The 25,261-nt window shown below is 65.0% G+C and carries 25 protein-coding genes and 1 tRNA gene; 13 read left to right on the top strand and 13 right to left on the bottom strand.

What is annotated here, in order from left to right; translation table 11 throughout:
- The 4 genes from IC66_RS0137290 to IC66_RS0137275 all read left to right on the top strand — a co-directional run.
- The coding region (locus IC66_RS0137290) for a PD-(D/E)XK nuclease family protein (protein ID WP_038951000.1) at positions 1-750 on the top strand (750 nt) is incomplete at its 5' end.
- Positions 744-4,253, top strand: a complete 3,510-nt coding sequence (addA, locus tag IC66_RS0137285; protein ID WP_038950999.1) for a double-strand break repair helicase AddA — start codon at positions 744-746, stop codon at positions 4,251-4,253. The genes IC66_RS0137290 and addA, both read left to right, overlap by 7 nt.
- A 67-nt stretch (positions 4,254-4,320) precedes the next feature.
- Positions 4,321-4,641 (top strand): thioredoxin, encoded by a 321-nt coding sequence (gene trxA / locus IC66_RS0137280; protein WP_007598398.1) that lies wholly within the window; start codon positions 4,321-4,323, stop codon positions 4,639-4,641.
- A gap of 144 nt (positions 4,642-4,785) precedes the next feature.
- Positions 4,786-5,793, top strand: a complete 1,008-nt coding sequence (locus IC66_RS0137275; RefSeq protein ID WP_038950998.1) for an ATP-dependent DNA ligase — start codon at positions 4,786-4,788, stop codon at positions 5,791-5,793.
- A gap of 100 nt (positions 5,794-5,893) precedes the next feature.
- Here IC66_RS0137275 and IC66_RS0137270 read toward each other — a convergent pair whose 3' ends face one another.
- From IC66_RS0137270 to aroA, 12 genes are all read right to left on the bottom strand, one after another.
- Complete coding sequence (locus tag IC66_RS0137270; protein ID WP_038950997.1) at positions 5,894-6,634, bottom strand: metallophosphoesterase family protein; 741 nt, start codon at positions 6,632-6,634, stop codon at positions 5,894-5,896.
- 124 nt (positions 6,635-6,758) lie between these two features.
- A complete protein-coding gene (locus tag IC66_RS0137265; RefSeq protein ID WP_038950996.1) occupies positions 6,759-8,102 on the bottom strand; it encodes a bifunctional folylpolyglutamate synthase/dihydrofolate synthase in 1,344 nt (447 codons plus the stop codon).
- Positions 8,099-9,040 (bottom strand): acetyl-CoA carboxylase, carboxyltransferase subunit beta, encoded by a 942-nt coding sequence (gene accD / locus IC66_RS0137260; RefSeq protein ID WP_038950995.1) that lies wholly within the window; start codon positions 9,038-9,040, stop codon positions 8,099-8,101. The genes IC66_RS0137265 and accD overlap by 4 nt, the downstream gene beginning before the upstream one ends.
- Positions 9,041-9,159: 119 nt before the next feature.
- A complete protein-coding gene (trpA, locus tag IC66_RS0137255; RefSeq protein WP_028139478.1) occupies positions 9,160-9,996 on the bottom strand; it encodes a tryptophan synthase subunit alpha in 837 nt (278 codons plus the stop codon).
- Positions 9,993-11,207 carry a tryptophan synthase subunit beta gene (gene trpB, locus IC66_RS0137250; RefSeq protein WP_038950994.1) on the bottom strand — a complete coding sequence of 405 codons (1,215 nt, stop codon included), beginning with the start codon at positions 11,205-11,207 and terminating at the stop codon, positions 9,993-9,995. The genes trpA and trpB overlap by 4 nt, the downstream gene beginning before the upstream one ends.
- Positions 11,204-11,875 (bottom strand): phosphoribosylanthranilate isomerase, encoded by a 672-nt coding sequence (locus tag IC66_RS0137245; protein WP_038950993.1) that lies wholly within the window; start codon positions 11,873-11,875, stop codon positions 11,204-11,206. Before IC66_RS0137245 ends, trpB begins: the two co-directional genes overlap by 4 nt.
- A 65-nt stretch (positions 11,876-11,940) precedes the next feature.
- Positions 11,941-12,333 (bottom strand): lipopolysaccharide assembly protein LapA domain-containing protein, encoded by a 393-nt coding sequence (locus tag IC66_RS0137240; RefSeq protein ID WP_038950992.1) that lies wholly within the window; start codon positions 12,331-12,333, stop codon positions 11,941-11,943.
- A 74-nt stretch (positions 12,334-12,407) separates the two neighbouring features.
- On the bottom strand, positions 12,408-12,713 hold the full coding sequence (locus IC66_RS0137235) for an integration host factor subunit beta (RefSeq protein ID WP_007598410.1): 306 nt from the start codon (positions 12,711-12,713) through the stop codon (positions 12,408-12,410).
- A 171-nt stretch (positions 12,714-12,884) separates the two neighbouring features.
- A complete protein-coding gene (sppA, locus tag IC66_RS0137230; RefSeq protein WP_038950991.1) occupies positions 12,885-13,865 on the bottom strand; it encodes a signal peptide peptidase SppA in 981 nt (326 codons plus the stop codon).
- 362 nt (positions 13,866-14,227) lie between these two features.
- Positions 14,228-15,934: a 30S ribosomal protein S1 gene (gene rpsA, locus IC66_RS0137225; protein ID WP_028139473.1), complete on the bottom strand. Its 1,707-nt coding sequence runs from the start codon at positions 15,932-15,934 to the stop codon at positions 14,228-14,230.
- A gap of 267 nt (positions 15,935-16,201) precedes the next feature.
- Entirely contained in the window at positions 16,202-16,840 is a 639-nt protein-coding gene (gene cmk / locus IC66_RS0137220) for a (d)CMP kinase (protein ID WP_028139472.1), read from the bottom strand.
- Positions 16,837-18,174, bottom strand: a complete 1,338-nt coding sequence (gene aroA, locus IC66_RS0137215; protein ID WP_038950990.1) for a 3-phosphoshikimate 1-carboxyvinyltransferase — start codon at positions 18,172-18,174, stop codon at positions 16,837-16,839. The genes cmk and aroA overlap by 4 nt, the downstream gene beginning before the upstream one ends.
- Before the next feature lie 160 nt (positions 18,175-18,334).
- Here aroA and IC66_RS0137210 point away from each other — a divergent pair, with 160 nt between their 5' ends.
- The 3 genes from IC66_RS0137210 to IC66_RS0137200 all read left to right on the top strand — a co-directional run bounded on the left by IC66_RS0137210 (position 18,335) and on the right by IC66_RS0137200 (position 19,286).
- Positions 18,335-18,742, top strand: a complete 408-nt coding sequence (locus IC66_RS0137210; protein WP_018323433.1) for a TIGR02300 family protein — start codon at positions 18,335-18,337, stop codon at positions 18,740-18,742.
- 91 nt (positions 18,743-18,833) lie between these two features.
- Positions 18,834-18,909, top strand: a tRNA-Ala gene (locus IC66_RS0137205).
- 134 nt (positions 18,910-19,043) lie between these two features.
- Positions 19,044-19,286 carry a GIY-YIG nuclease family protein gene (locus IC66_RS0137200; RefSeq protein ID WP_038950989.1) on the top strand — a complete coding sequence of 81 codons (243 nt, stop codon included), beginning with the start codon at positions 19,044-19,046 and terminating at the stop codon, positions 19,284-19,286.
- Positions 19,287-19,298: 12 nt separating this feature from the next.
- Here IC66_RS0137200 and IC66_RS0137195 read toward each other — a convergent pair whose 3' ends face one another.
- On the bottom strand, positions 19,299-19,757 hold the full coding sequence (locus tag IC66_RS0137195; RefSeq protein WP_028139469.1) for a MarR family winged helix-turn-helix transcriptional regulator: 459 nt from the start codon (positions 19,755-19,757) through the stop codon (positions 19,299-19,301).
- A 155-nt stretch (positions 19,758-19,912) separates the two neighbouring features.
- Here IC66_RS0137195 and IC66_RS0137190 point away from each other — a divergent pair, with 155 nt between their 5' ends.
- The 6 genes from IC66_RS0137190 to IC66_RS42865 form a co-directional block, all read left to right on the top strand.
- A complete protein-coding gene (locus IC66_RS0137190; protein WP_038950988.1) occupies positions 19,913-20,338 on the top strand; it encodes an organic hydroperoxide resistance protein in 426 nt (141 codons plus the stop codon).
- 188 nt (positions 20,339-20,526) lie between these two features.
- The gene (locus tag IC66_RS0137185) at positions 20,527-21,747 is read left to right on the top strand and encodes a CaiB/BaiF CoA transferase family protein (RefSeq protein ID WP_049806729.1); all 1,221 of its coding nucleotides are present in this window, start codon (positions 20,527-20,529) and stop codon (positions 21,745-21,747) included.
- A gap of 217 nt (positions 21,748-21,964) precedes the next feature.
- Positions 21,965-23,281: a sn-glycerol-3-phosphate ABC transporter substrate-binding protein UgpB gene (gene ugpB / locus IC66_RS0137180; RefSeq protein ID WP_028139467.1), complete on the top strand. Its 1,317-nt coding sequence runs from the start codon at positions 21,965-21,967 to the stop codon at positions 23,279-23,281.
- Between the two features lie 50 nt (positions 23,282-23,331).
- Complete coding sequence (ugpA, locus tag IC66_RS0137175) at positions 23,332-24,213, top strand: sn-glycerol-3-phosphate ABC transporter permease UgpA (RefSeq protein ID WP_028139466.1); 882 nt, start codon at positions 23,332-23,334, stop codon at positions 24,211-24,213.
- Positions 24,213-25,061, top strand: coding sequence for a sn-glycerol-3-phosphate ABC transporter permease UgpE (gene ugpE, locus IC66_RS0137170; protein ID WP_028139465.1), 849 nt, complete (start codon positions 24,213-24,215; stop codon positions 25,059-25,061). The genes ugpA and ugpE overlap by 1 nt, the downstream gene beginning before the upstream one ends.
- Before the next feature lie 13 nt (positions 25,062-25,074).
- On the top strand, positions 25,075-25,261 hold a 187-nt coding region (locus tag IC66_RS42865; RefSeq protein ID WP_157158165.1), incomplete at its 3' end, for an ATP-binding cassette domain-containing protein.

Raw genomic sequence — 25,261 nt, 5'->3', positions numbered from 1 at the left:
GCCGACCGCGGCTCGGCGATCCACGACGCGATCGGCGAGTTCACCGAGAACTATGCGGCGAATCTGCCTGACGATCCCGCCCGTGTGCTGCGAGCGATCGGCGAGAAATATTTCGCGCCGCTGATGGAGCGACCCGAGGCGCGGGCGCTGTGGTGGCCGCGCTTCCAGCGCATCGCGCGCTGGTTCGGCGAATGGGAGACCGCGCGCCGCGACGCGATCGAATCGATCACGGCGGAGACCCGCGGCGAGATATCGATCCGCCTCGACAATGCGCGCACCTTCTATCTTTCCGCGCGCGCCGACCGCATCGAGCGGCGCCAGGGCGGCGGCTACGCCATCCTCGACTACAAGACCGGACAGCCGCCGACCGGCAAGCAGGTCCGCATGGGCCTGTCGCCGCAGCTCACACTGGAGGCCGCGATCCTCCGCGAGGGTGGCTTTCCCGATATCGACGCCGGCGCGTCGGTGAGCCAGCTCGTCTATGTGCGCTTGAGCGGCAACAATCCGCCGGGCGAGGAGCGCATCCTCGAGCTCAAGTACAAACCCGGCGACGAGCCGCAGCCGCCGGACACAGCGGCCGCCGAAGCGCGGGCCAAACTGGAAGCGCTGATCCGTGCCTTCGACGACGAGAACCAGCCCTACACCTCGCTGAACCTGCCGATGTGGTCCAATCGCTACGGTACCTATGACGATCTCGCCCGGATCAAGGAATGGTCCGCGGCCGGCGGTTTGGGGATCGAGGAATGGTGAAGGCACCGCGCCCCATCCCCGACGAGGTCCGCGCGCGGCAGGCGCGTGCGTCCGACCCAACCGCGTCGGCCTTCGTGTCGGCCAATGCCGGCTCGGGCAAGACGCATGTGCTGGTGCAGCGCGTGATACGCCTGCTGCTGTCGGGCGTGCCGCCGGAGAAGATCCTCTGCATCACTTTCACAAAGGCCGCCGCCGCCAACATGGCCGAACGCGTGTTCACCACGCTTGGTCACTGGGTGACGCTGGATGATACCGGGCTCGACGCAGCGATCCGCGCTGTCGGCATCCCGCATCCCAGCGCGAAAATTCGGCGCGAAGCGAGAAAACTGTTCGCCTGCGCGCTGGAGACGCCGGGCGGGCTGAAGGTGCAGACTATCCACGCGCTGTGCACGCGCCTTCTCCAGCAGTTTCCGTTCGAGGCCAACGTTCCCGCGCGCTTCGCCGTGATCGACGAGCGCGACCAGACCGACATGATGGAGCGCGCCAATCTGAAGGTGCTGCTGGAGGCCGCGCGCGATCCGGAGAGCGTCACCGGTCGCGCATTGCTGACCGCGATGGCGAGCGCGGCCGACGTCACCTTCAAGGAGGTCGTGCGCGAAGCGTGCCTGAGCCGCGATCACTTCATGGCCTGGACGGATGAGGCCGGCAACGCCGAAGCCGCTGCTGCGCAGATGGCGGCGGCGCTGGGCGTCGATGCGAGCGATCGCATCGAGGACGTCGAGACCGAGATTCTCGATGGACCCTATCTGCCGCGATCGCGCTGGGACGACATCGCCTTTGCGCTGGAAGACGGCAGCAAGTCCGACAACGACCAGGCCGGTCGGCTCCGCGAGGCCAAGGCGTTCTCCGGCAGCGCGCAGGTCGATGCCTATCTCTGCGTCTTCCTCACCGACGAAAAGCTGCCGCGCAAGGCGGTGCTGACCAAGAAGTTTGGCGAGCACAACCCGTCGGTCGCGCGCCTGTTCGAGAACGAGGCGCAGCGGGTCAGTGCATTGATCGAGAAGCGCCGGGCGGTCGCCATGCGTGACCGCACCGCGGCCCTGCTGCATATCGCCACCGCGGCCGCCGCCAACTACCGCCGCGAGAAGCAGGAGCGCGGGCTGCTCGACTACGACGACCTCATCGACAAGACGCTGGCGATGCTGAACCGTGTGTCTTCAGGCTGGGTGCACTACAAGCTCGACCGCGGCGTGGACCATGTGCTGATCGACGAAGCGCAGGACACCAGCCCGCGGCAATGGGACATCGTCGCGCACATCATCTCCGAATTCACCGCCGGCGAAGGCGCGCGCGAAGGATTGAACCGCACGGTCTTCGCGGTCGGCGATGAGAAGCAGTCGATCTTCTCGTTCCAGGGTGCGGCGCCGCACGAGTTCGACGCGCGCCGGCGCGAGCTGCACCGCAAGTTCACCTCGGCGGGGCTGAAGTTCGATCCGGTCGCCTTCACCTATTCGTTCCGCTCGGGCGCTGCGATCCTGCACTCGGTCGACCACGTCTTCCGCGACCAGGAGATCTACAAGAGCATCCATTCGGTCGAGATCGGCCATCCCCTGCACAACGCGCTCGCCGATGCCGGTCCGAGCGTGATCGAGCTGTGGGATCTGGCTGTCGCCGACGACCGCCAGGAGATCGAGGGCTGGCGCGCGCCGTTCGACGGCGTCGCTGTCACCAGCCCAGAAGTCAAGCTGGCGCGCCGCATCCAGGCCGAAATCAAGCGGCTGGTCGAGAGTGGCACGCTGACCGGGCACGAAGGCGAGCGCCGACCGCTGCGCTATGGCGACATGCTGATCCTGGTGCGCCGCCGCGGCAATGCCTTCGATGCCGTGATCCAGGCGCTGAAGCACGCTGGCGTTCCGGTGGCCGGCGCCGACAGGCTCAAGCTGACCGAGCACATCGCGATCATCGACCTGATGAACCTCGCTGATGCCCTGCTGCTGCCGCAGGACGATCTCGCGCTGGCGGTGGCGCTGAAGAGCCCGCTGTTCGGTCTCGATGACGACGATCTGTTCCAGCTTGCCCACGACCGCAAGGGATCGCTGCGCTGCGCACTCGGCGAGCATGCGAAGGGAAGCGAGAAGTTTGCGGCCGTGCTGCGGCGGCTTGAAGCCTGTGAGACGCGCGCGCGCGAGGAAACGCCGTTTGCCTTCTACGCCTGGCTGTTAGGGGGCGACGGCGGCCGTGCGCGCATCCTGCGCCGGCTCGGGCATGAGGCCAACGACGCGCTCGACGAATTCCTGGAGCTCGCGCTGAGCTGTGAGCGCAAGGCGCCGGCATCGTTGCAGGGCTTCATGGCCTGGCTGCGCTCGGCCGACACCGAGGTGAAGCGCGACATGGAGATCTCGCGCGACGAGGTGCGGGTGATGACGGTGCATGGCGCCAAGGGCCTGGAGGCCTCGGTCGTATTCATGGTCGACACCACGTCGTCGCCCGCGGACTCGCAGCGGGTTCGGCTGATCCACGTGCCGCGCGGCAATGGCGGCGAGGTCGTGGTCTGGGCCGGCCGCAAGGCCGACGACCCCAAGCCCGTCGCCGACGCGCGCAAGGCGATGCTCGAGGAGACCGAGGACGAATATCGCCGCCTGCTCTATGTCGCGATGACGCGCGCGGCCGATCGGCTGATCGTCGGCGGCTGCATGCCCGGCAATATGAGGACAGTCCGCAAGCTGAGCTGGTATGACCTGGTCGACACCGGGCTCAAAGGCTCGGGCCTGGACAAGCAGACGATCGAGACGCCGCTTGGCAAGGTGACCCGATTCGCCCGGCCGGAGGATGTCGCGGCGCTGGGTATCCCGGCGACGACCGTGGACCAGACGGTCGCGCTGCCGGCCTGGCTGCGAACGCCCGCGCCGCGCGAGACCGTTGACGACGACCTGGTACGTCCGTCCGGCCAGTCGGCTGAGGAAGGCCGCAGCGTGCGGACCGGCGAATCGGTGCGGTCCCGCGCGCTCGCACTGCAGCGCGGCACGCTGGTTCACCGTCTCCTGCAATCCCTGCCTGATATCGCCGCGGAGCGCCGGCGCGAGGCCGCGCTCGGCTTCATGGCGCGCAATGCCGCGGACTGGACGGAGGCCGACCGCGCCGCTTTGGCCGACAAGGTACTCGCCCTGCTCACTGAACCGCGCTTCGCGCCGGTCTTTGCCGCCGGCAGCCGGGCGGAAGTCGCCATCGCCGGCAGGCTGGAGCGGCCGGGCCGCGCCCCGGCATTGGTGTCGGGACAGATCGACCGGCTGATCGTTCGTCCGGATGAGGTTTTGATCGTCGATTTCAAGACCAACCAGGCGGCGCCCAAGAACGCGGCCGCAGCGCCCGCCGCCTATGTCCGGCAGCTTGCGCTGTACCGGGCGGTGCTGGCGCGGCTTTATCCCCAAAAGCCCATCCGCGCCGTCCTGCTCTGGACCGAGGCCCTTGAATATATGGAGATTTCAGCCCCCGCGCTGGACGCGGCGCTGGCATCCCTTCATCTCAGTGTGAGCGTCCTTGACCCGGCAAGGGGCCGTTCATAGGTTGACGGCATGATCCCGGGCGCGATTCCCATCCGCGCCGATTCTTTCAACCGAACGAGGTACTCCCATGGCCGTTGGCAAGGTTTCTGACACCGATTTCGAAGCCGAAGTGCTCAAGGCGAACGGTCCTGTGGTCGTCGATTTCTGGGCTGAGTGGTGCGGCCCCTGCCGCATGATCGCGCCCGCCCTCGACGAGATCGCTGGCGCGATGGGCGACAAGGTCAAGATCGTGAAGCTCAACGTCGACGAGAGCCCCAAGACCGCGTCCAAGTATGGCGTGATGTCGATCCCGACGCTGATGATCTTCAAGGGCGGCGAGATGGCCTCCCGCCAGGTCGGCGCGGCGCCGAAGGCGAAGCTGCAGCAGTGGATCACCTCCGCGGTCTGATCGCCTGGCGCAAGTTTATTTTCGACAACGGCCGGCGAAATGCCGGCCGTTTGCGTTGACGGGACATGTCCAGCGTATGACGAGTCCCGACCCTTGCCCGCCCCTCCCGCAAAGCGCGCGCGAAAATCGACCTCTTTCGTTGCCATGGAGGCGCGGTCAGTCGACGCCATTCCACGCGGCAACGAATGGCAGTACGAGCCGAAATGGGATGGCTTTCGCTGCCTGCTGTCGCGCGACGGCAGTCATGTCGATCTGCGCTCGAAATCGGGCGAGGACCTCGCGCGCTATTTCCCGGAAGTCGTCGCCGCGGCGCTGAAGCTGAAAGCCGACCGTTTCACGCTCGACGGCGAGATCGTCGTACCGCACGGCAAGAGCTTTTCGTTCGACGCGCTGCTGCAACGGATTCATCCGGCGGCGAGCCGCGTGAAGAAGCTCTCGCAGGACACGCCGGCGCTCTATCTCGTCTTCGATCTGCTCGCGACGGTAAAACAGAAGCAGCTTGCCGGAAGGCCGCTGAGCGAACGGCGGCCGGCGCTGGAGGCTTTTGCGAAGGCCCATCTGAAGGGCGGCCTCTTCCGCCTGTCGCCGGCGACGACGAGCTTCGCCACGGCGAAAAAATGGCTGGCGCAATCCGGTGGCGGCTCGGACGGCGTCATCGCCAAGCGCGTCGACCTGCCCTATCAGGCCGGAAATCGCGACGGCATGCAGAAGATCAAGAAATTTCGCAGCGCCGATTGCGTGGTCGGCGGCTTCCGCTACGCCACCAACAAGATCGCCGGGCGAAAGGTGGTCGGCTCGCTGCTGCTCGGGCTCTACGACGATGGTGGCTTGCTGCATCATGTCGGCTTCACATCCGCGATCAAGGCAGAGCAGAAGCCCGCGCTGACCGACCGGGTGGAGGCGCTGATCGCAGAACCCGGCTTCACCGGCAACGCGCCGGGCGGACCGAGCCGCTGGTCCACCGAGCGCTCGGCAAAATGGTGTCCGCTGAGACCGAAGCTGGTGATCGAAGTCTGCTACGACCATTTCAGCGGCGAACGCTTCCGCCACGGCACCTCGATCCTGCGCTGGCGCCCCGACAAGGCGCCGCGGCAATGCAGCTTCGAGCAACTGAAGCAGAAGGTGGCCGATCCGATGAAGCTGCTGAGGTGAGTCGGTCTAGTGCAGAGCCGGGGCCCAGAAGCCGCGAGTCTGGGTCCCGGCTCTGCGGAGCAGCGCTTTGCGCTGCACCGCGTCCGGGACACGAGAGGATTTACCTGAGCCATCCGGTCGCGATCGCCTGCGCCAGTTCGGGCTGCCCATTGCGCCGCGCCAGCGCCGCCATCGCCTCGTGATCATACGCGACGTGGCGGAATGTCACCTGCCAGGCACCATCAGCCAGCTCGAGGATCGCGTAGCGCGCATGCGGCGTGCCAGCTTCGACTACATGCGGATAGGGATGCTTGTCACGATACCCAGGACTGCCGACGCTGCCGGGATTGACGATCAGCCGGCCGTCATGCAAGCGCACGGCGCGGGCGAGATGAGTGTGGGCGCAGAGGATCAGGGATTGCGTGAGCCCCAGCGCGAATTGCTCGATGCGGTCGAGCGGCGACAGCGCCACCGCGCCCTCCGGGTGCACCATGTCTAGCCAATAAACTTCGTCGTTATCGGGCGTCGCGTGGCAGAGGAACACCTGATCACGGAAGACGCGCGTCATCGGCTGCGCGCGCAGCCAATCCAGTTGCACGGTATTAAGCGCTGCGTGGGCGGGGCGATCCCACGAGCCCATTTGCTCCGGGGAGCGGTCGAGCAGATAGCGGTCATGATTGCCGAGCACGTGCACGGCGTCGAGCTGCATCAGGATCTCGATGGTGCGGCGCGCATCGAGCGGGCCGCTCAGCATGTCGCCGAGATTGACGATGGCGGTGATCCCAAGGGCGCGGATGTCGGCGAGCACCGCCTCCAGCGCGAGATAGTTTCCGTGAACGTCGGCAATCGCGGCGAAGCGCATGTTGTTATCCCCACTCTCGTGCCCCGGACGCAGCGCAGCACGCAGTGGTGCGCTGCTGAGCCGGGGCCCACATTGCGGCATTCTGGGTCCCGGCTCGCGCTCCGCGCGTCCGGGACAAGAGAAATCATGCAGGAGGCGTGCCGTTGATCGCCAGCACGTGGCCGGCCAGATACAGCGAGCCAGTGATCAGGATGCGCGGAGGCACCTCGTAGGCGAGCTTCGAGAGGGCGCGCAGCGCGGCTTCGACGCCGGAGACGGTCTCGACGCGCATGCCGAGGCTGCGGGCGGCGTCGGCGAGGCGATCGACCGGCATCGCGTTCTCAGTGTCGGGGATCGGCACCGCGATGATGTGACGGGTGAGACCGGCGAAATTGGCAAGGAAGCCCTGCGCATCCTTGTTGGCCATCATGCCGGCGATGACGACCAGCGGTCGCGACACCCGCTCTTCGAGATCTCCGAGCGCCGCCGCCGCCACACGGCCGCCTTCGGCATTGTGCCCGCCATCGAGCCAGATCTCCGAGCCTTGCGGACCCCACGAGAGCAATTCACCGGAGGTGATGCGCTGCATTCGCGCCGGCCATTCGGCACCAACGATGCCGGCCTCGAACGCCGCCTGATTGATCCTGAAGTTCGGAATCGCGCGCAGCGTCGCGATCGCAAGGCCGGCATTGTCGAACTGGTGGCGGCCGAACAGCCGCGGCGCCGTGAGATCCATCAGGCCGCGATCGTCGGAGTAGACGAGGCGACCGTGCTCGACATTGACGTGCCAGCTCTCGTTCGCCGCAAAAAGCGGCGCGCGCATGCGCTTGGCCTGCGCTTCGATCACCGCCATGGCTTCGCCCGCCTGCTCCGCGGAGATCACGGGCACGCCGCGCTTGATGATCGCCGCCTTCTCGCCGGCGATCGACGTCAGGGTGTCCCCGAGGAAATCCATGTGGTCCATGCTGACGGGCGTGATCACGCAGGCCGCCGGCGCATCGATCACGTTGGTCGAATCGAGCAGGCCGCCGAGGCCGACTTCGAGCAGCACCACGTCGGCCGGGTTCTGCGCAAACAGATGGAAGGCGGCCGCCGTCTTCAGCTCGAACAATGTCGCGGCTTCGCCGCCGTTGACGCGTTCGACCTCTTCCAGAGCCGCGCGCAATTCGTCATCGCCGACCAGCACGCCACCGCCAACGCGGCCGAGCCGGAAGCACTCGTTGATCCTGACAAGATAGGGCGAGGTGTAGGCGTGCACCCGCAGGCCTGCTGCCTCCAGCGTCGCGCGCAGATAAGCGAGCGTCGAGCCCTTGCCATTGGTGCCGGCGATGTGGATCACCGGCGGCAGCTTGAGCTCGGGGTGGCCGAGCCGTTCGAGCAGGCGGTGCATCCGCTCTAGCCCGAGATCGATGCGCTTCTGATGCAGGACCGACAGCCGCCCGATCAATTCACCGAGCGGCGTCTTCGCGCTGTCAGAGGACGCGTTCACGCGTGCGGCGCAGCCGGCGCCGTCTCGGCGGCCGATACGATCTGTGCCGGGCTGAGCACCGGCTGCATCGGCTTCGACGCGGTCTCCGGCGCCGGCGCCTTGGTCAGCAGACGGCAGAGCCGCGCCAGAGTCGGACGCAGCTCGTGGCGATGCACGACCATGTCGACCATGCCGTGCTCCTTCAGATACTCGGCGCGCTGGAAACCTTCAGGCAGCTTCTCGCGGATGGTCTGCTCGATCACGCGGGCGCCGGCAAAGCCGATCAGCGCGCCGGGTTCGGCGATCTGAACGTCGCCGAGCATCGCATAGGAGGCGGTAACGCCGCCGGTGGTCGGGTTGGTCAGCACGACGATATAGGGCTGCTTGGCCTCGCGCAGCATCTGCACAGCGACCGTCGTGCGCGGCATCTGCATCAGCGACAAGATGCCTTCCTGCATGCGCGCGCCGCCTGATGCGGCGAACACGATGAACGGCGACTTCTTTTCAACGGCGAGTTCGAGCCCGCGGACGATGGCTTCGCCTGCGGCCATGCCGAGCGAGCCACCCATGAAGTCGAAATCCTGCACGGCGACGACGACGGCGGAGCCTTCGAGTTTGCCGTAACCGACCTTGATCGCATCGTTCAGATTGGTTCGGGCGCGCGCGTCCTTGATGCGGTCGACGTATTTCTTCTCGTCGCGGAACTTGAGCGGATCTGGCGTGACGTCAGGCAGCGCGACGTCGAACCAGGTCTCGTTGTCGAAGATCGACTTCAAGCGCGCCACCGCCCCCATGCGCATGTGATAGTTCGAGCCGGGGATGACGAACTGGTTGGCCTCGACGTCCTTGTAGAACACGAGCTGCCCGGAGTCCGGGCACTTGATCCACAGATTCTCCGGCGTCTCCCGCCGCAGCATGTTGCGGATCTTCGGCCGGACCACGTTGGTAAGCCAGTTCATGGTTTGCTCCGATGTGCGGCCCGCCTTGCGGATCGCCTGAAGGGATATATGGCGACCGGGCCGTTGCCCGGCAAGCCGCCGTGTCGCCGTGTCGCCCGCCCCAAAAGCGGAATTATGGCCTATTCCGCCGCCTGTTGCGCGCCCTTGACGCCCTGGGCCAGGGCCGCCGTCAGCTCAGCCACGGCGTTAACGGTTTTGCCGGTCGCCCGTCCCTCGGCGTCGAGGCTGTTCTTGAGCGCATCGACCAGCGCGGTGCCGACGACCGCACCATTGGCATGGGAGGCAATGGCACGCGCCGTCTCCGGCGTGCGGATACCGAAGCCGACGCACACCGGCAGCTTGGTGTGCCGCTTGATGCGGGCCACCGCTTCGCTCACGGCCGAGGAGTCCGCCGCCGCCGCACCGGTGATGCCGGTGATCGAGACGTAGTAGACGAAGCCCGAGGTGTTGGCGAGCACGGCCGGCAGCCGCTTGTCGTCGGTCGTCGGTGTCGCCAGACGAATGAAATTGAGGCCGGCCTTCATCGCGGGCAGGCAGAGCTCGTCGTCCTCCTCCGGCGGCAGGTCGACGATGATCAGACCATCGACGCCCGCGCTCTTGGCATCGACCAGGAACTTGTCGACGCCGTAAATGTAGATCGGATTGTAATAGCCCATTAACACGATCGGCGTCGCATTGTCGTCCTTGCGGAAGCCGCGCACCAGCTCCAGCGTCTTCTTCAGCGTCATGCCGGCCTTGAGCGCACGCAGCCCGGCGGCCTGGATCGAGGGACCGTCGGCCATCGGATCGGTGAAGGGCATGCCGATCTCGATGACGTCGGCGCCTGATTTCGGCAGCGCCTTGATGATCTCGAGCGAGGTCGCCGGATCGGGATCGCCGGCCATCAAGAAGGTGACGAAGGCCGAGCGGCCCTGCTTCGCAAGCTCGGCAAAACGGGTGTCGATACGCGTGGTCACTTCTTGCCCCTCAGGATGTCGCCGACCTGCGGGACGTCCTTGTCGCCGCGGCCGGAGAGGTTGACGACCATCAGGTGATCCCGAGGCCGCTTCGGCGCGAGTTCCATCACCTTGGCGATGGCGTGCGCGGGCTCAAGCGCGGGGATGATACCTTCGAGGCGCGACAGCAGCTGGAACGCGGCGAGCGCTTCGTCATCGGTCGCGGAGAGATAATTCACGCGGCCGATCTCGTGCAGCCAGGAATGCTCGGGGCCGATGCCGGGATAATCGAGGCCGGCCGAGATCGAATGCGCGTCCTGGATCTGGCCGTCCGCGTCCATCAAGAGATAGGTGCGGTTGCCGTGCAGCACGCCGGGACGGCCGCCCGCGATCGACGCCGCATGCAGCTGCGTCAGCCCATGGCCCGCAGCTTCGACGCCGAAGATTTCGACGGAGGGATCGTCGAGGAACGGATGAAACAGGCCCATCGCGTTCGAGCCGCCACCGATGCAGGCGACCAGCGAATCCGGCAGGCGGCCTTCGACCTCCTGCATCTGCGTCTTGGTCTCGTTGCCGATGATCGACTGGAAGTCGCGCACCAGCGTCGGATAGGGATGCGGGCCGGCCACCGTGCCGATGCAGTAGAAGGTGTTGTGCACGTTGGTGACCCAGTCGCGCAGGGCCTCATTCATGGCGTCCTTCAGCGTGCGCGTGCCCGACTGCACCGGGACCACCGTCGCACCCAGCATCTCCATGCGGATCACGTTGGGCTGCTGCCGCTCGACGTCGACGGCGCCCATATAGACCACGCATTCGAGCCCGAAGCGCGCGCACAGCGTCGCGGTGGCGACACCGTGCTGGCCGGCGCCGGTCTCGGCGATGATGCGCTTCTTGCCCATGCGCCGCGCCAGCATGATCTGGCCGAGCACGTTGTTCACCTTGTGCGAGCCGGTGTGGTTGAGCTCTTCGCGCTTCAAATAGATCTTGGCGCCGCCGAGATGCTCGGTGAGGCGCTCGGCGAAATAGAGTGGCGAGGGCCGGCCGACATAATGCGTGAGATAGCCGTTCATCTCGGCCTGGAAGGCCGGATCGGCTTTGGCCTCGGTGTAGGCCTTCTCGAGATCGAGGATCAGCGGCATCAGGGTTTCGGCGACGAAGCGGCCGCCGAAGATGCCGAAATGGCCGCGATCGTCGGGACCGCTGCGATAGGAATTGGGTTTGGCGACGTTCATCGAACACTCAACTCTTGGCTGGATTCTTGGCTGGCGCGCGCAGCGCGAATGAAGGCCTTGATCATCTCAGGATCTTTCACGCCGGGGGCGCTCTCGACACCGGAGGAGACGTCGACACCGCCGGCGCGGGTGACGCGGAGTGCCTCGGCGAGATTGTCGGCATGAAGCCCGCCCGAGACCATGTAGGGCAGCTTCAGATCGAGGTTTTCGAGCAGGTGCCAGTCGAAGGGCTCCCCGAGGCCGCCCGGCCGGGTCGCATCCTTCGGCGCGCGGGCATCGAACAGGATGCGGTCGGCGATCGCGGCATAGCCGGGCAACACGGCGAGATCGGCCGCGGTCGCGACCGGGACCGCCTTCATCACCGGGCGGCCGAACCGCTGCTTGATGTCGCGCAGCCGCGCCACGCTCTCCTTGCCGTGCAGCTGGAAAATGTCCGGCGACAGCGCGTCCATGATGTTGTCGAGCGTCGCATCGTCGGCGTCGACGGTGAGGGCGACCTTGAGCGCGCGCCCCTTCACCTGGCGGCCGAGGTCGCGGCCGAGCTCCAGGGACAGATGCCGCGGCGAAGGGGGGAAGAACACGAACCCCACCATATCCGCACCCGCCTCGAGCGCCGTTTGAAGCGTCTCGCGCGTGGACAGGCCGCAGATTTTGACGAGCAGGGACATGGTCTCAAAGCAAATGGAGGCCGCAACGTGCGGCCGGAAAACAGCGTTTTCGGTCGGGGCCGCTTCTACAACGTCGCGCGCTGCTTGTCTCGCCCGATGGGCCCGTAAAGCCCGACCCCGGAGGGTACGGGAAGGCGCTGCGAGCCGGGCTTTGCCGCGGCCGCCTGGGCCCGCAAATCGGCCAGTTCGGCCCTGGCGACCCGTGAATCCGTCTCGTGCCGGCGCGCCGCGCGGCGCCAGCGCCGCTGACCGAGCCAGACGGCGGAGCCGCCGGCGAAGACGCCGAGGGCGGCGACCAGGATCAGGAGCAGGAACAGCGGCAGCGTGACCGACAATGACGGGTCGTTCGCAATGAACGGATCGAACGAGACCGTGACGAAGTGCCGGTTGGCAACGGCGAAGGCCACCAGGATCAGGCCCAGCGGGATCACGATCAGCGCGGTCAGGAACTTTCGCATCGCGATCGCTCGTCTTGAATCAAGCTTGCGGCCGCATCATGCGGCCGTTCGGTTAAACCCCGACGACGACAGCCTCAGTCGGGCGCGCCGGGATCCGGATGGTCGCGGTTCAACCGCTCGCGCATTTCCTTGCCGGTCTTGAAGAACGGAACGCTCTTCTGATCGACGGGCACATGGGCGCCGGTGCGTGGATTGCGCCCGGCGCGTGCAGGGCGATGCTTGACCGAGAAGGCACCGAAGCCGCGCAACTCGACGCGGTCACCGCGCGCGAGGGCCGCTACGATCTCTTCGAGAATCGCATTCACAATGTTCTCGACATCCCGCTGGTACAGATGCGGGTTGTGCTCGGCGATACGCTGAACAAGTTCGGATTTGATCATCGAGAGATAGGACCCGGAAGCGTGCGGATGACCATTTCCGTGAAAATACCTTGATCTGTCAAGACGCTAAATCAAGGTTGAGCGTCGCGAAATTACGTGACAAATGCCGAAAAAGCGGGCTGACCCGACGCCCGCCAAACGGGAAAACCCTCAGCCGCTCGCCCAACCCCCTCAATTTGAGGCGGCCGGTTGCCACAGGGCCAGCATTCCATCGATTCCGAACCGATCGACCGCCTGCGCGACGCCGGTTTGCCCGATTTGATGCGCAATCGAGCCCAAACCGAGCGCTTCCAGCGTAACGGCGGCGGCCGTCTTGAGGAATGGCAGATCGCCGAAGCGCGGCTGGAGCTTGTAGTCGCGCACGGAGAGCCCCTTCTTGACGCCCTTCTGCTCGACCAGCCAGGTCACCGCCGTCTTCTCGTCGCCGATCTGATCGATCAGCTTGAGATCGATCGCCTGGCGCCCGGTGAAGACGCGGCCATCAGCCACTTTCTCGAGCTGCGTGTCATCCATGCCACGCCGCTCCTTCACCAATCCCCTGAACCAGGCATAGGAATCCTTCACCAGCGCATCGAGCGCGGCCCGTGCTTCCGGGCTGGTCGGCTCAAAACCGTTGGGCGCGGCCTTCAGCGGTGACGACTTCACCTCCTCGACCTTGACGCCGATGGTCTTCAGGAGCTCGCTGACGTTGGGATATTGGAACAGCACGCCGATCGACCCGACCAGCGAACTCTGCTGGGCGATGATGTGATCGCTGGCAATCGCCGTGATGTAGCCCCCGGAGGCAGCCAGGCCCTCGACCACCACGACGAGCGGCTTCTTCGCCTTCAGCCGGACGAGTGAATCGTAGAGCTGCTCGGAGCCGGCGGTGGTGCCTCCCGGCGAGTTGATGTGAATGATGACGGCGGCGGCCTGCGAATTCTCCAGCCGCTCTAGCGCCTGCGTACGATCGGAATCGCTGCGGATCAGGCCCTCGATCTGGACCCGCGCGATCGAGCCGGCGGATGCGAACGTGCCCCGCGTACCCGGTGTCACGACCAGCGCAAAGCCCGCAATCGCCGCAATCGCGATCAGCGCAGCCATCACGCGCCAGAACGTCAGCTTGCGGCGGATCCTGCGGCGATCGACGATGATGTCCGAATCGAGCGACATCTAGATATCTCCAAATGAAAGGCCGGACGCGTTGTGCCCTCACAGCGTGACCAACGGCTTATCTGGATACATCAATTGCGGCGCAATTAGAAGAAAACAAGGCTGTGACAGCGTAGGCCGAGATGCTGCCATACACTCACATGTCGTCCCGGCGAACGCCGGGACCCATACCCGCAGGGCGGAGTGTGACGCGAGACGCCCACTCCGAGTCTTCGTCAAACCACTCCCTGTGGGTATGGGTCCCGGATCTACGCGCGCTTTGAGCGCGCTTGTCCGGGACGACAGCGGAGTTTGTGGAGGCGGCAACAAAAAAGCCCCGGCTCGCGCCGGGGCTTCGATGTCTGGCGAACCGAAAGGTTCGCTTACTTGCTGTCGCGGTTCTTGAGCGCGGTGCCGAGGATGTCGCCGAGCGTTGCTCCCGAATCGGAGGAGCCGTACTGCGCGATGGCTTCCTTTTCTTCGGCGACTTCGAGCGCCTTGATCGACACCTGGACCTTGCGGGCCTTTTTGTCGAACTGGATCACGCGGGCATCGACCTTCTCACCGACGGCAAAGCGTTCGGCGCGCTGGTCGTTGCGGTCACGGGCGAGTTCGGAGCGCTTGATGAAGGTCGAGAAGTCGGTACCGGTGATCTTCACCTCGATGCCGCTTTCCTTCACTTCGAGCACTTCGCAGGTCACGACCGCGCCCTTCTTGACATCGCCCGGCTCGGCGAAGGGGTCGCCTTCGAGCTGCTTGATGCCGAGCGAGATGCGCTCCTTCTCGACGTCCACATCGAGCACCACGGCCTTCACCATGTCGCCCTTCTTGTAGTTGTCGATCACCTGCTCGCCCGGAAGCTTCCAGTCGAGGTCGGAGAGATGGACCATGCCGTCGACGTCGCCCTCGAGACCCAGGAACAGACCGAACTCGGTCTTGTTCTTGACCTCGCCCTCGACCGTCGAACCGGTCGGGTGACCTTCGACGAAGACCTCCCAGGGGTTGCGCATGGTCTGCTTGAGGCCGAGCGAGATGCGGCGCTTGACGGAATCGACTTCCAGCACCTGCACTTCGACTTCCTGCGAGGTCGAAACGATCTTGCCGGGGTGCATGTTCTTCTTGGTCCACGACATCTCGGAGACGTGGATCAGGCCTTCGATGCCCGGCTCGAGCTCGACGAACGCACCGTAGTCGGTGATGTTGGTGACGCGGCCGGTGAAGCGGGCACCCAGCGGGTACTTGGCTTCGATGCCCTGCCACGGATCGTCCAGCAGCTGCTTCATGCCCAGCGAGATGCGGTGCGTCTCGTGGTTGATCTTGATGATCTTGACCTTCACGGTCTGGCCGATCGAGAGCACCTCGGTCGGGTGGTTGACTCGGCGCCACGCGATGTCGGTGACGTGCAGCAGGCCGTCGATGCCGCCGAGATCAACGAACGCACCGTAATCGGTGATGTTCTTGACCACGCCGTCGATGACCTGACCCTCTTCGAGGTTCTGCACCAGCTCCTGACGCTGCTCGGCGCGGGTCTCTTCGAGAACCGTGCGGCGGGACACGACGATGTTGCCGCGACGGCGATCCATCTTGAGGATCTGGAACGGCTGCGAATTGTTCATCAGCGGCGCAACGTCGCGGATCGGACGGATGTCGACCTGCGAGCGCGGCAGGAAGGCCACGGCACCGTCGAGGTCGACGGTGAAGCCACCCTTGACCTGATTGAAGATGACGCCGTTGACCTTCTCGTTGTTCTGGAACGCCTTCTCGAGCTTGCCCCAGCTCTCTTCGCGGCGCGCCTTGTCGCGCGACAGCACGGCTTCGCCGAGCGCGTTCTCGATGCGATCGAGGAACACTTCAACCTCGTCGCCGACCTTCAGTTCGCTGTCACGGCCGGGGCCGGAAAATTCGCGCAGGGCGACACGGCCCTCGGTCTTCAGGCCGACGTCGATGACGGCCATGTCCTTTTCAATTGCAACAACCTTGCCCTTGACGACGGAGCTCTCCTGCAGGTTGCCACCTGCGAAGGACTCGTCGAGCATCGCGGCGAAATCGTCGCGCGACGGGCTATAGGTATCAGCAGAAGTCGAAGCCATTTGTTCTCCAGTTGCGGATGTCGTGCCGGCCGTTGGGTTCATGGGCGCATCGCACGCGCAGTGTCGGAAGGTCCGCAAGACCTTCGAGCGACCGCTCGCTGCTCCGGCCTGAAAGGCGGAACAGCGGAAGCGGGCCGGCTGAGGCCCGCGCGTTCGATACGTGGAAATCTTGTGTCCGGAGCCTGGATCGCGTCGGCCCCAAACAAAGGACCGAGGTATCGACCTCAAAGAGCGGGAGCGGGCACTTCCTCCAATGACGGCGGCGGCTTAACCCCGCGACCGGCCCGCTCGGACGGCCTCGATAATGTCGATGGCGGCCCGGACGCCGCCTTCTATATCCAGTTGGGAGTTATCTAGCAAGTAAGCATCGGCGGCCGGTTTCAGGGGCGCAATAGGCCGGTTCTTGTCGCGTTCGTCGCGCTGGATGATGTCGGCGAGCACGGCGGCCTCGTCGGCCTCCTCGCCCCTCGCCTTGGCCTCCATGGTCCGGCGGCGCGCTCGGACTTTTGGATCGGCGACGACGAAAATCTTCACGTCCGCATGCGGGCAGATCACGGTTCCAATGTCCCGGCCGTCCAGCACCGCTCCGGGCGGATCGGCGGCGAATTGCCGCTGAAAATTGACCAGGGCCTCGCGAACCCTGGGGATCGCCGAGACGATGGAGGCGCCCTCGCCGGCCTTCTGGGTCTTCAGGGCCGGATTGCCGAACTTTTCGGGATCGAGTTCCAGCGCCGCAGCGACCGCAGCCTCCTCGTCCCGGAGATCGTGACCGGACTGCATCAGGGCATAGGCCACCGCACGGTAGATCACGCCGGTATCGAGGTGACGGTAGCCGTAATGGTGCGCGAGACGCTTGCCGAGCGTCCCTTTGCCCGAGGCCGCGGGTCCGTCGATGGCGATGATCATGAAAACTCGGCCCCTAGCGAACGCATCATCGGAATGAAGTCCGGGAAACTGGTGGCGATGAAAGCGGTGTCGTCCACGGTCACCGGCTGGTCCGAGGCGCAGCCCATCACCAATGCGGACATCGCGATGCGGTGGTCCATGTGGGTCGCGACAGTGCCGCCGCCGGGGACGTGACCGCGACCCTCGACGATCAGATCGTCGCCGGAGACCTCGACCTTCACGCCGTTGACGCGGAGCATGGCAGCGGTGGCCTCGAGGCGATCCGATTCCTTGACGCGCAGCTCCTGCAGGCCGCGCATGATCGTGGTGCCCTCGGCGAAAGAGGCTGCCACCGCGAGCACGAGATATTCATCGATCATCGAGGGCGCGCGCTCCGGCGGCACCACGACGCCGCGCAGCTTCGAGGCCCGCACGCGCAGTTTCGCCATCGGCTCGCCGGCGTCGCCGCGGACTTCGCTCTCCTCGATCGATGCGCCCATTTCGCGCAGCGTGGTGAACAGGCCGGTGCGCAGCGGATTGGTCATGACATCCGACAGGACGACATCGGAGCCCTCGACGATCAGCGCCGCGACCACCGGGAAAGCCGCCGAAGAGGGATCGGCCGGCACCACGACATTGGCACCGTGCAGCTCGGGCTGGCCCTTGAGCGTGATACGGCGGCCGTGCACGCCCTCCTGTGCCGAGGTGATGTCGGCACCAAAATGCTTCAGCATCAATTCGGTGTGGTCGCGGTTGGCCTCGGTCTCGATGACAGTCGTGATGCCAGGCGCGGCAAGGCCCGCCAGCAGCACTGCCGATTTGATCTGGGCCGAGGCGACCGGGGTCTTGTAGGTGATCGGCAGCGGATCGCGGGCACCCTGGAGTGTCAGGGGCAGGCGGCCGCCCTCACTGCCGGAGATGACCTTGGCGCCCATCTTTTCCAGGGGATCGAGGATCCGGCGCATGGGGCGGCTGCGCAACGAGGCGTCCCCGTCGAAAACCGCCGAGATCGGGCAGCCGGCGACGGCGCCCATCACCAGCCGGCAGCCGGTGCCGGAGTTCCCGAAATCCAGCGCTTCCTTGGGCTGGGCGAAGCCCGCGACGCCGACGCCCTGCACTTTCCAGGCAAAATCGCCGGTCCGCTCCACGGTGGCGCCCAGCGCCTGCATCGATTTGGCGGTGTTGAGGACGTCTTCGCCCTCCAGCAGACCTGAAATCCTGGTCTCGCCGACCGCGAGCGCGCCCAGGATGAGGGCACGGTGGGAGATCGACTTGTCCCCAGGCACCCGTACTTTCCCGGTCAGCGGCCCGCTGGCGCGAGCCTGGAGCGGCCTCGTTTGGTCGGAATGGGTCACGATTGTGTCCTTGGATGCGCCCTCGAGGGCGCTGGGCGCAGGTACCACATGGTCAGCGCCTCGTCACGGGCATGTCGTTCTCCCGTAATGCGCTATTGACAGCGGGCCGCCAACTAGCCAAGTGAAACACCGCTTTTCAGACATTCCCAGGATTCCTGCCGTGGCCAAGTCCGAACTCGGAACCAAACGTATTTGCCCAACCACGGGCAAGAAGTTCTATGACCTCAACAAGAATCCGGTGATCTCGCCCTATACCGGTGAAGTCGTGCCGATCGCCCCGGTCGCGCCCGCGCGCATGCCCCGCGGCGCCGAAGCCCGGCACGCAGCGACGGCCGACGCCACGCCGGAGCCGGCAGAGGTCGAGGAGGTCTCGCTCGAGGAGGCCGACGCCGAGGAGAACACCGGCAAGGTCAAGGCCGCCGTGCCCGAATCCGAGGACGATATCGAGGTCGATGAGACCCTCGATGACGACGATGACGATGATTCGACCTTCATTGCCGACGAAGAAGAGGGCGATGAGGACGTGACCGACATCATTGGTGATGTCGGAGGTGATGAAGAGACTTGAGATCAGCCCTGATCTGTGAAAAAGGGTGCACCGCGCGAGTCACCAGGGCTCGCCGGTACGGGTGATCCACCAGGATCCCCACAAGGACTAAGGGGCCATAGCTCAGCTGGGAGAGCGCTTGCATGGCATGCAAGAGGTCGGCGGTTCGATCCCGCCTGGCTCCACCACGCTTCGCCCTTCGGGCTACGCGTGGCGCAGCCGCGCGGAGCTTGAAGGGTGAAGCGTGGTGTCCGGCGTAGCCCAAAGGGCGAAGACGGACTGGTGAGACCCCCACCTAACGGCTACCCGGGCGATAGCGTCGATGTGGTACGTCTACATCCTCCGCAGCATTGAATTTCCCGAGCAGGAATACGTTGGCGCTACCGAGGATTTGAAGCGACGGATTCCGGAGCACAATGCCGGCAGATCCAGCCATACCGCCAAGTTCAAACCCTGGAAGCTGATCTGGTACTGCGCCTTCCCCGACAAGCATAAAGCGCTCGCGTTCGAGGCGTATCTGAAGTCTCACTCCGGTCGCGCTTTCACGAAGAAGCGGCTGTCGTAAGGGATACACCCCCTACTCCCCGATCACCGCGTTCAGCCGATCCCGCAGCGCGACGATCTCGTCCTTCATCGACACCAGTTCCGACACTGAGCAGTCCGAGGCCGCCAGGATCGACTGCGGCACGCTGCGGGCCTTTTCCTTCAGTGCATGCCCCTGCGCCGTCAACGCGATCAGGACCTGACGCTCGTCCTCGCTCGAGCGGGTGCGCCGCACGAGATGGGCGGCCTCGAGCCGCTTGAGCAGCGGCGTCAGCGTGCCCGAATCCAGGAACAGCCGCTCGCCGATGTCCTTGACCGGCACGTCGTCGCGCTCCCACAGCACCAGCATCACCAGATATTGCGGATAGGTCAGGCCGAGCCGGTCCAGCAGCGGCTTGTAGACGCGGTTGAAGGCATGCGCGGCCGAGTAGACCGCGAAGCAGATCTGATTGTCGAGGCGTTGCGGATCGAGGGTCGATAGCTTCCGGGGCATGGAGAATCTCACGGGATTTCCTCCCATTCTGGGGCCGGCGGGCGGCACATTCAATTGCGAACAATTAAATGTGAGCCGCGCTAATTTCAATTGCCCACAATCTAATTGTTTGCGATACAGAGCACACCCCAACCGGAAGACCCGAGGAGACGACAATGTCCGTGAACGTCCTCTACAAGGCCAGCGCCAAGGCCACCGGCGGCCGTGATGGCCATGCTGCAACCCTCGACGGCGCGCTCGACGTCAAGCTCACCACGCCGAAGGAGCTCGGGGGCGGCGGCGGCGCCGGCAACAATCCCGAGCAGCTGTTCGCGGCCGGCTATGCGGCCTGCTTCATCGGCGCGATGAAGTTCGTCTCGTCGCAGGGTGGGCCGAAGGTTCCGGCCGATGCCTCCGTGACCTCGACCGTCGGCATCGGCCCGCGCTCCGAGGGCGGCTTCGGTCTCGACATCGATCTCGCCGTCTCGCTGCCGGGCCTCGCCCGCGCGGAAGCCGAGGCGCTGGTCGAGAAGGCGCACCAGGTGTGCCCGTACTCCAATGCCACGCGCGGCAATGTCGACGTTCGCCTGACGGTCGTCTGATCGAAAGTGCGGATTGGCTGGCCCGGGATCCCCCTCGGGCCGGCCGCTTCCGCTGATCTGCCAATCCTGATTTGCCATGCCGCGGCATGCGGCCGGCAGTGCATACGCCCCTACGCAACAGGCCATTGCTGGCTTGTGCGAACCTCGCTAGGCCTGTGGCCAAATATCGACACAGGGGAAGCGAAGGCATGAGTTCTGAAGCCGCCAGTTCTGAAGCCGCATTGGGCGCAATGAGCGGATTGCGCGTCATCGATCTCACGCGCGTGCTCGGCGGTCCCTACTGCACCCAGATCCTCGCCGACCACGGCGCCGACGTGATCAAGGTCGAGCCGCCCGCGGGCGACGAGGTGCGCGAATGGGGCCCTCCCTTCCACGAGGAGGACGCGGCCTATTTCGTCGGAATCAACCGCAACAAGCGCTCGATCGGCCTCGACCTCGCCTCCGAGGGCGGCCGCATCGTGCTGCTCAAGATGCTGGAGACCGCCGACGTCCTGATCGAGAATTTCAAGCCGGGCACGCTGGAGAAATGGGGCATCGGCAACGACGTGCTCAGCAAGAAATTCCCGCGCCTCGTGCATTGCCGGATCTGCGGCTTCGGCGCCGACGGCCCGCGCGGCGGCAATCCCGGCTATGACGCCATCATCCAGGCCATGACCGGCATGATCGCCGCGACCGGCTCGCCCGAGAGCGGACCGACGCGGATCGGCGTGCCCTTGGTCGACATCACCACCGGACTTTATGCGGCGATCGGCATCCTGATGGCGCTGTCGGAGCGGCAGCGTTCCGGCAAGGGCCAATTCCTGGAGACGACGCTGTACGAGACCGGCCTTGCCATCATGCATCCGCACACCGCGAATTATTTCATGCATGGCAAGCCGCCGAGCCTCACCGGCAACGAGCATCCCAACCTCGTGCCTTACGCGATCTTCCCGACCAAGACCGACGACATCTTCATCGGTGTCGGCAATGACGGCACCTTCCGCAAGCTCGCCAAGGAGATCGGCAAGCCCGAGCTCGGCACCGATCCGCGCTTTGCCCGCAACAAGGACCGCATCGCCAATCGCGAGGCGCTGCGCGCCGAGCTTGCTGCCGTGTTCAGCCAGCACGAGGCCGAGCCGCTGTGCAATCGCCTGCTCGCCGCGGGCCTGCCCGCCGGGCCCGTGCAGAAGATCGACCAGGCGTTGACCAACCCGCACACGATCGCGCGCGGCGATATTATCGAGAAGGACTGGTACAAGGGCGTCGCCTCGCCGATCCGGCTCGACCGCAGCAAGCCGAGCCTGCGCCGGCTGCCGCCGAAATTCAGCCAGCACTCCCAGGAGGTGCTGGGCGAGTTTGGCTACTCCAAGGCCGAGATCGACGCGATGGTCGAGAAGGGCACCGTCTGCGGCCCCGAGCGCAAGCGGTAGAGGCCACCACCTCCGTCCGACGAATGATGCCGCAGTGCGGCGCGGGCACGATAGTGCACCGCGAACCAATGCGGCTGCCGCTCCGTCTTCGCCTATTTGCCGTCTTCCCTTTTCCAGCGCTTGCCGCTTTCGTTTCGGCCGCTTACACAGTCATGTGAACGTCATATGGCGCTGCTAGCGCAAGCGCTTCTTTTGACGGCCAAGGGAGGTTTACTTGATGGCTCTTCGACACTTTGGGGTGGCTGCCGCATTTGCACTCACGGTTGGCATGACGGCGTCGCCGGCGCTGGCCGTGACGGAAATCCAGTGGTGGCACGCGATGACCGGCGCCAACAACGACGTCATCGTCAAGCTCGCCAACGACTTCAACACGTCGCAGAGCGACTTCAAGGTCGTTCCGACCTACAAGGGCAATTACGCCGACACCATGAACGCGGGCATCGCGGCGTTTCGTGCCGGCAACGCGCCGCACATCATGCAGGTGTTCGAGGTCGGCACCGCCACCATGATGGCTGCGACCGGCGCGGTGAAGCCCGTCTACAAGCTGATGGCCGAGGCCGGCGAGAAGTTCGATCCCAAGATCTACCTGCCCGCCATCACCGGCTACTACTCGACCTCGAAGGGCGAGATGCTGTCGTTCCCCTTCAACTCGTCGTCCACCGTGATGTGGGTCAATCTCGACGAGCTGAAGAAGGCCAATGTCGCGATCCCGAAGACCTGGCCCGAGACGTTCGAGGCCGCCAAGAAGCTGAAGGCTGCCGGTCATGACACCTGCGGCTTCTCCGGCTCCTGGGTCACCTGGGTCAATCTCGAGCAGCTCTCCGCCTGGCACAACGTCCCGCTCGCCAGCAAGGCCAACGGCCTCGACGGCTTCGACACCAAGCTCGAGTTCAACGGGCCGCTCCAGGTCAAGCATCTCGAAAACCTGGTCGAGCTCCAGAAGACCAAGGTCTACGACTATGCCGGCCGTACCAACACCGGCGAAGGCCGCTTCACCTCGGGCGAATGCCCGATCTACCTGACCTCGTCGGCCTTCTTCGGCAACGTCAAGGCCCAGGCCAAGTTCAACTTCACCGCGGTGCCGATGCCGTATTATCCGGAGGCAAAGGGCGCGCCGCAGAACTCGATCATCGGCGGCGCTTCGCTCTGGGTCATGGGCGGCAAGCCGGCCGACGAATACAAGGGCGTCGCAAAATTCCTGACCTTCCTCTCCGACACCGATCGCCAGGTCTACATCCACAAGGCCTCGGGCTATCTGCCGATCACCAAGGCGGCCTATGAGAAAGCCAAGGCCGAGGGCTTCTACAAGGACCAGCCCTATCTCGAGACCCCGCTGCTGGAGCTGACCAACAAGGAGCCGACCGAGAACTCGCGCGGTCTGCGCCTCGGCAACATGGTTCAGCTGCGTGACGTCTGGTCGGAAGAGATCGAGCAGGCGCTGGCCGGCAAGAAGACCGCCAAGCAGGCGCTGGATGCCGCCGTCGAGCGCGGCAACACGATGCTGCGGCAGTTCGAAAAGACCGCCGTCAAGTGAGGCGATGAGCGGCAGGCCGGTCCCCCGGCCTGCCGCTTTCGGCGGACACCATGCAGAAGCAAGCCATTTTCCAATCCAGGCTATTGCCTTACGCGCTGGTTGCCCCGCAGCTCGCGATCGTCCTGCTATTCTTCTACTGGCCGGCCCTGCAGGCGGTGATCCAGTCCTTCCTGCTCCAGGACGCCTTCGGTCTGTCGACGAGCTTCGTCTGGTTCGAGAACTATCTCGACCTGTTCAGGGAGCCCGCCTATTTCGAGGCGATCCTCCGCACCTTCTTCTTCTCTTTCGCCATCGCGGTCTCGTCGTTGTCCTTTGCGCTGCTGCTCGCCGTCATGGCGGACAAGCCCCTGCGCGGCTCGATGCTGTACCGCACCCTCTTGATCTGGCCCTATGCGGTGGCGCCGCCGGTCGTCGGCGTGCTCTGGATCTTCATGCTGCATCCCTCGCTGGGCATCATCGCGCGCTATTTGCGCGCGATCGGGGTCGACTGGAATCCGCTGCTCGACGGTGACCAGGCGGCAACCCTGATCATCCTCGCCGCCGCCTGGAAGCAGATCTCCTATAATTTCCTGTTCTTCCTCGCCGGTCTGCAGAGCATCCCGCGAAGCGTGCTCGAAGCCGCCGCGATCGACGGTGCCCGTCCGATGCGCCGGTTCTGGACCGTGACCTTCCCGCTGCTGTCGCCGACCATCTTCTTCCTGCTGGTCGTCAACATCGTCTACGCCTTCTTCGACACGTTCGGCATCATCGACACCATGACCCGCGGCGGTCCCGGCAAGTCGACCGAGACGCTGGTCTACAAGGTCTATTCCGACGGCCTGCTCGGCGGCAATCTCGGCAGCTCCGCCGCGCAATCGGTGATCCTGATGGTGATGGTCATCGTGCTGACGGGAATCCAGTTCCGCTTCGTCGAACGCAAGGTGACCTACTGATGGTCGAGGAAGAGGGCTTTCGGCGCTACGTCGCGCACATCATTCTCTGGATCGGAATCGCGATCGTCGCCTTCCCGGTCTACATCGCGTTCGTCGCCTCGACCCAGGACAATGCGCTGATCGCGAACGGGCAGATGTCGCTGCTGCCGGGCGGTCATTTCTTCGAGACCTATTATCAAACCATCTTCGTCGGCACGAGCGGCTCGACCCGCGAGCCTGTCGGCAACATGATGCTGAACTCGCTGGTGATGGCGCTGCTGATCGCGGTCGGCAAGATTGCGATCTCGATCATCTCGGCCTATGCGATCGTGTATTTCCGCTTTCCGTTCCGGATGCCGATCTTCTGGATCATCTTCATCACCCTGATGCTGCCGGTCGAGGTCCGCATCTATCCGACCTACAAGATCGTCGCCGATCTGCACATGCTCGACAGCTATGCGGGCCTCGCGCTGCCGCTGATCGCCTCGGCCACCGCAACGCTGCTGTTCCGACAGTTCTTCATGACGGTGCCGGACGAATTGCTCGAGGCCTCGCGCATCGACGGCGCGGGTCCCTTGCGCTTCTTCTGGGATACGCTGCTGCCGCTGTCGCGCACCAACATGGCGGCGCTGTTCGTGATCCTGTTCATCCTCGGCTGGAATCAATATCTCTGGCCGCTGCTCATCACCACCCGCGACGACATGCAGACCATCCAGGTCGGCATCCGCAAGATGATCACCACCACCGACGCGCTGACCGAATGGCCGATCGTGATGGCGACCGCCATGCTGGCCATGCTGCCGCCGGTGTTCGTCGTCGTCGTCATGCAGAAACTGTTCGTGCGCGGCCTCGTCGAGACGGAAAAGTAAGAAGTGAGTTTTCATGGCTAACGTCACCCTGCGCAACGTCCGCAAGACCTATCTCGGCGGCTTCGAGGCCATCAAGGGCGTCAACGTCGATGTCGGCGACGGACAGTTCTGCGTGCTGGTCGGCCCCTCCGGCTGCGGCAAGTCGACATTGCTGCGCATGGTCGCGGGCCTCGAGACCGTCACCGGCGGCGAGATCGATA

This window comes from Bradyrhizobium genomosp. III (assembly GCF_000261705.1).
Lineage (GTDB): Bacteria > Pseudomonadota > Alphaproteobacteria > Rhizobiales > Xanthobacteraceae > Bradyrhizobium > Bradyrhizobium ottawaense.
This window is presented reverse-complemented; position numbering and strand designations above follow the sequence as displayed.

Bases quoted from the DNA above. Each gene is read 5' to 3' on its own strand.
- IC66_RS0137270 (WP_038950997.1), bottom strand. From the start codon at position 6,634: ATGCGCTTCGCCGCGATTGCCGACGTTCACGGAAACTATCTCGCGCTG.
- IC66_RS0137200 (WP_038950989.1), top strand. From the start codon at position 19,044: ATGTGGTACGTCTACATCCTCCGCAGCATTGAATTTCCCGAGCAGGAA.
- IC66_RS0137235 (WP_007598410.1), bottom strand. From the start codon at position 12,713: ATGATCAAATCCGAACTTGTTCAGCGTATCGCCGAGCACAACCCGCAT.
- cmk (WP_028139472.1), bottom strand. From the start codon at position 16,840: ATGATCATCGCCATCGACGGACCCGCGGCCTCGGGCAAAGGGACGCTC.
- trxA (WP_007598398.1), top strand. From the start codon at position 4,321: ATGGCCGTTGGCAAGGTTTCTGACACCGATTTCGAAGCCGAAGTGCTC.
- IC66_RS0137185 (WP_049806729.1), top strand. From the start codon at position 20,527: ATGAGTTCTGAAGCCGCCAGTTCTGAAGCCGCATTGGGCGCAATGAGC.
- sppA (WP_038950991.1), bottom strand. From the start codon at position 13,865: ATGTCGCTCGATTCGGACATCATCGTCGATCGCCGCAGGATCCGCCGC.
- ugpB (WP_028139467.1), top strand. From the start codon at position 21,965: ATGGCTCTTCGACACTTTGGGGTGGCTGCCGCATTTGCACTCACGGTT.
- addA (WP_038950999.1), top strand. From the start codon at position 744: ATGGTGAAGGCACCGCGCCCCATCCCCGACGAGGTCCGCGCGCGGCAG.
- trpB (WP_038950994.1), bottom strand. From the start codon at position 11,207: ATGAACGTCGCCAAACCCAATTCCTATCGCAGCGGTCCCGACGATCGC.
- ugpE (WP_028139465.1), top strand. From the start codon at position 24,213: ATGGTCGAGGAAGAGGGCTTTCGGCGCTACGTCGCGCACATCATTCTC.
- accD (WP_038950995.1), bottom strand. From the start codon at position 9,040: ATGAACTGGCTTACCAACGTGGTCCGGCCGAAGATCCGCAACATGCTG.
- ugpA (WP_028139466.1), top strand. From the start codon at position 23,332: ATGCAGAAGCAAGCCATTTTCCAATCCAGGCTATTGCCTTACGCGCTG.
- IC66_RS0137195 (WP_028139469.1), bottom strand. From the start codon at position 19,757: ATGCCCCGGAAGCTATCGACCCTCGATCCGCAACGCCTCGACAATCAG.
- IC66_RS0137240 (WP_038950992.1), bottom strand. From the start codon at position 12,333: ATGCGAAAGTTCCTGACCGCGCTGATCGTGATCCCGCTGGGCCTGATC.
- IC66_RS0137275 (WP_038950998.1), top strand. From the start codon at position 4,786: ATGGAGGCGCGGTCAGTCGACGCCATTCCACGCGGCAACGAATGGCAG.
- IC66_RS0137245 (WP_038950993.1), bottom strand. From the start codon at position 11,875: ATGTCCCTGCTCGTCAAAATCTGCGGCCTGTCCACGCGCGAGACGCTT.
- IC66_RS0137190 (WP_038950988.1), top strand. From the start codon at position 19,913: ATGTCCGTGAACGTCCTCTACAAGGCCAGCGCCAAGGCCACCGGCGGC.
- rpsA (WP_028139473.1), bottom strand. From the start codon at position 15,934: ATGGCTTCGACTTCTGCTGATACCTATAGCCCGTCGCGCGACGATTTC.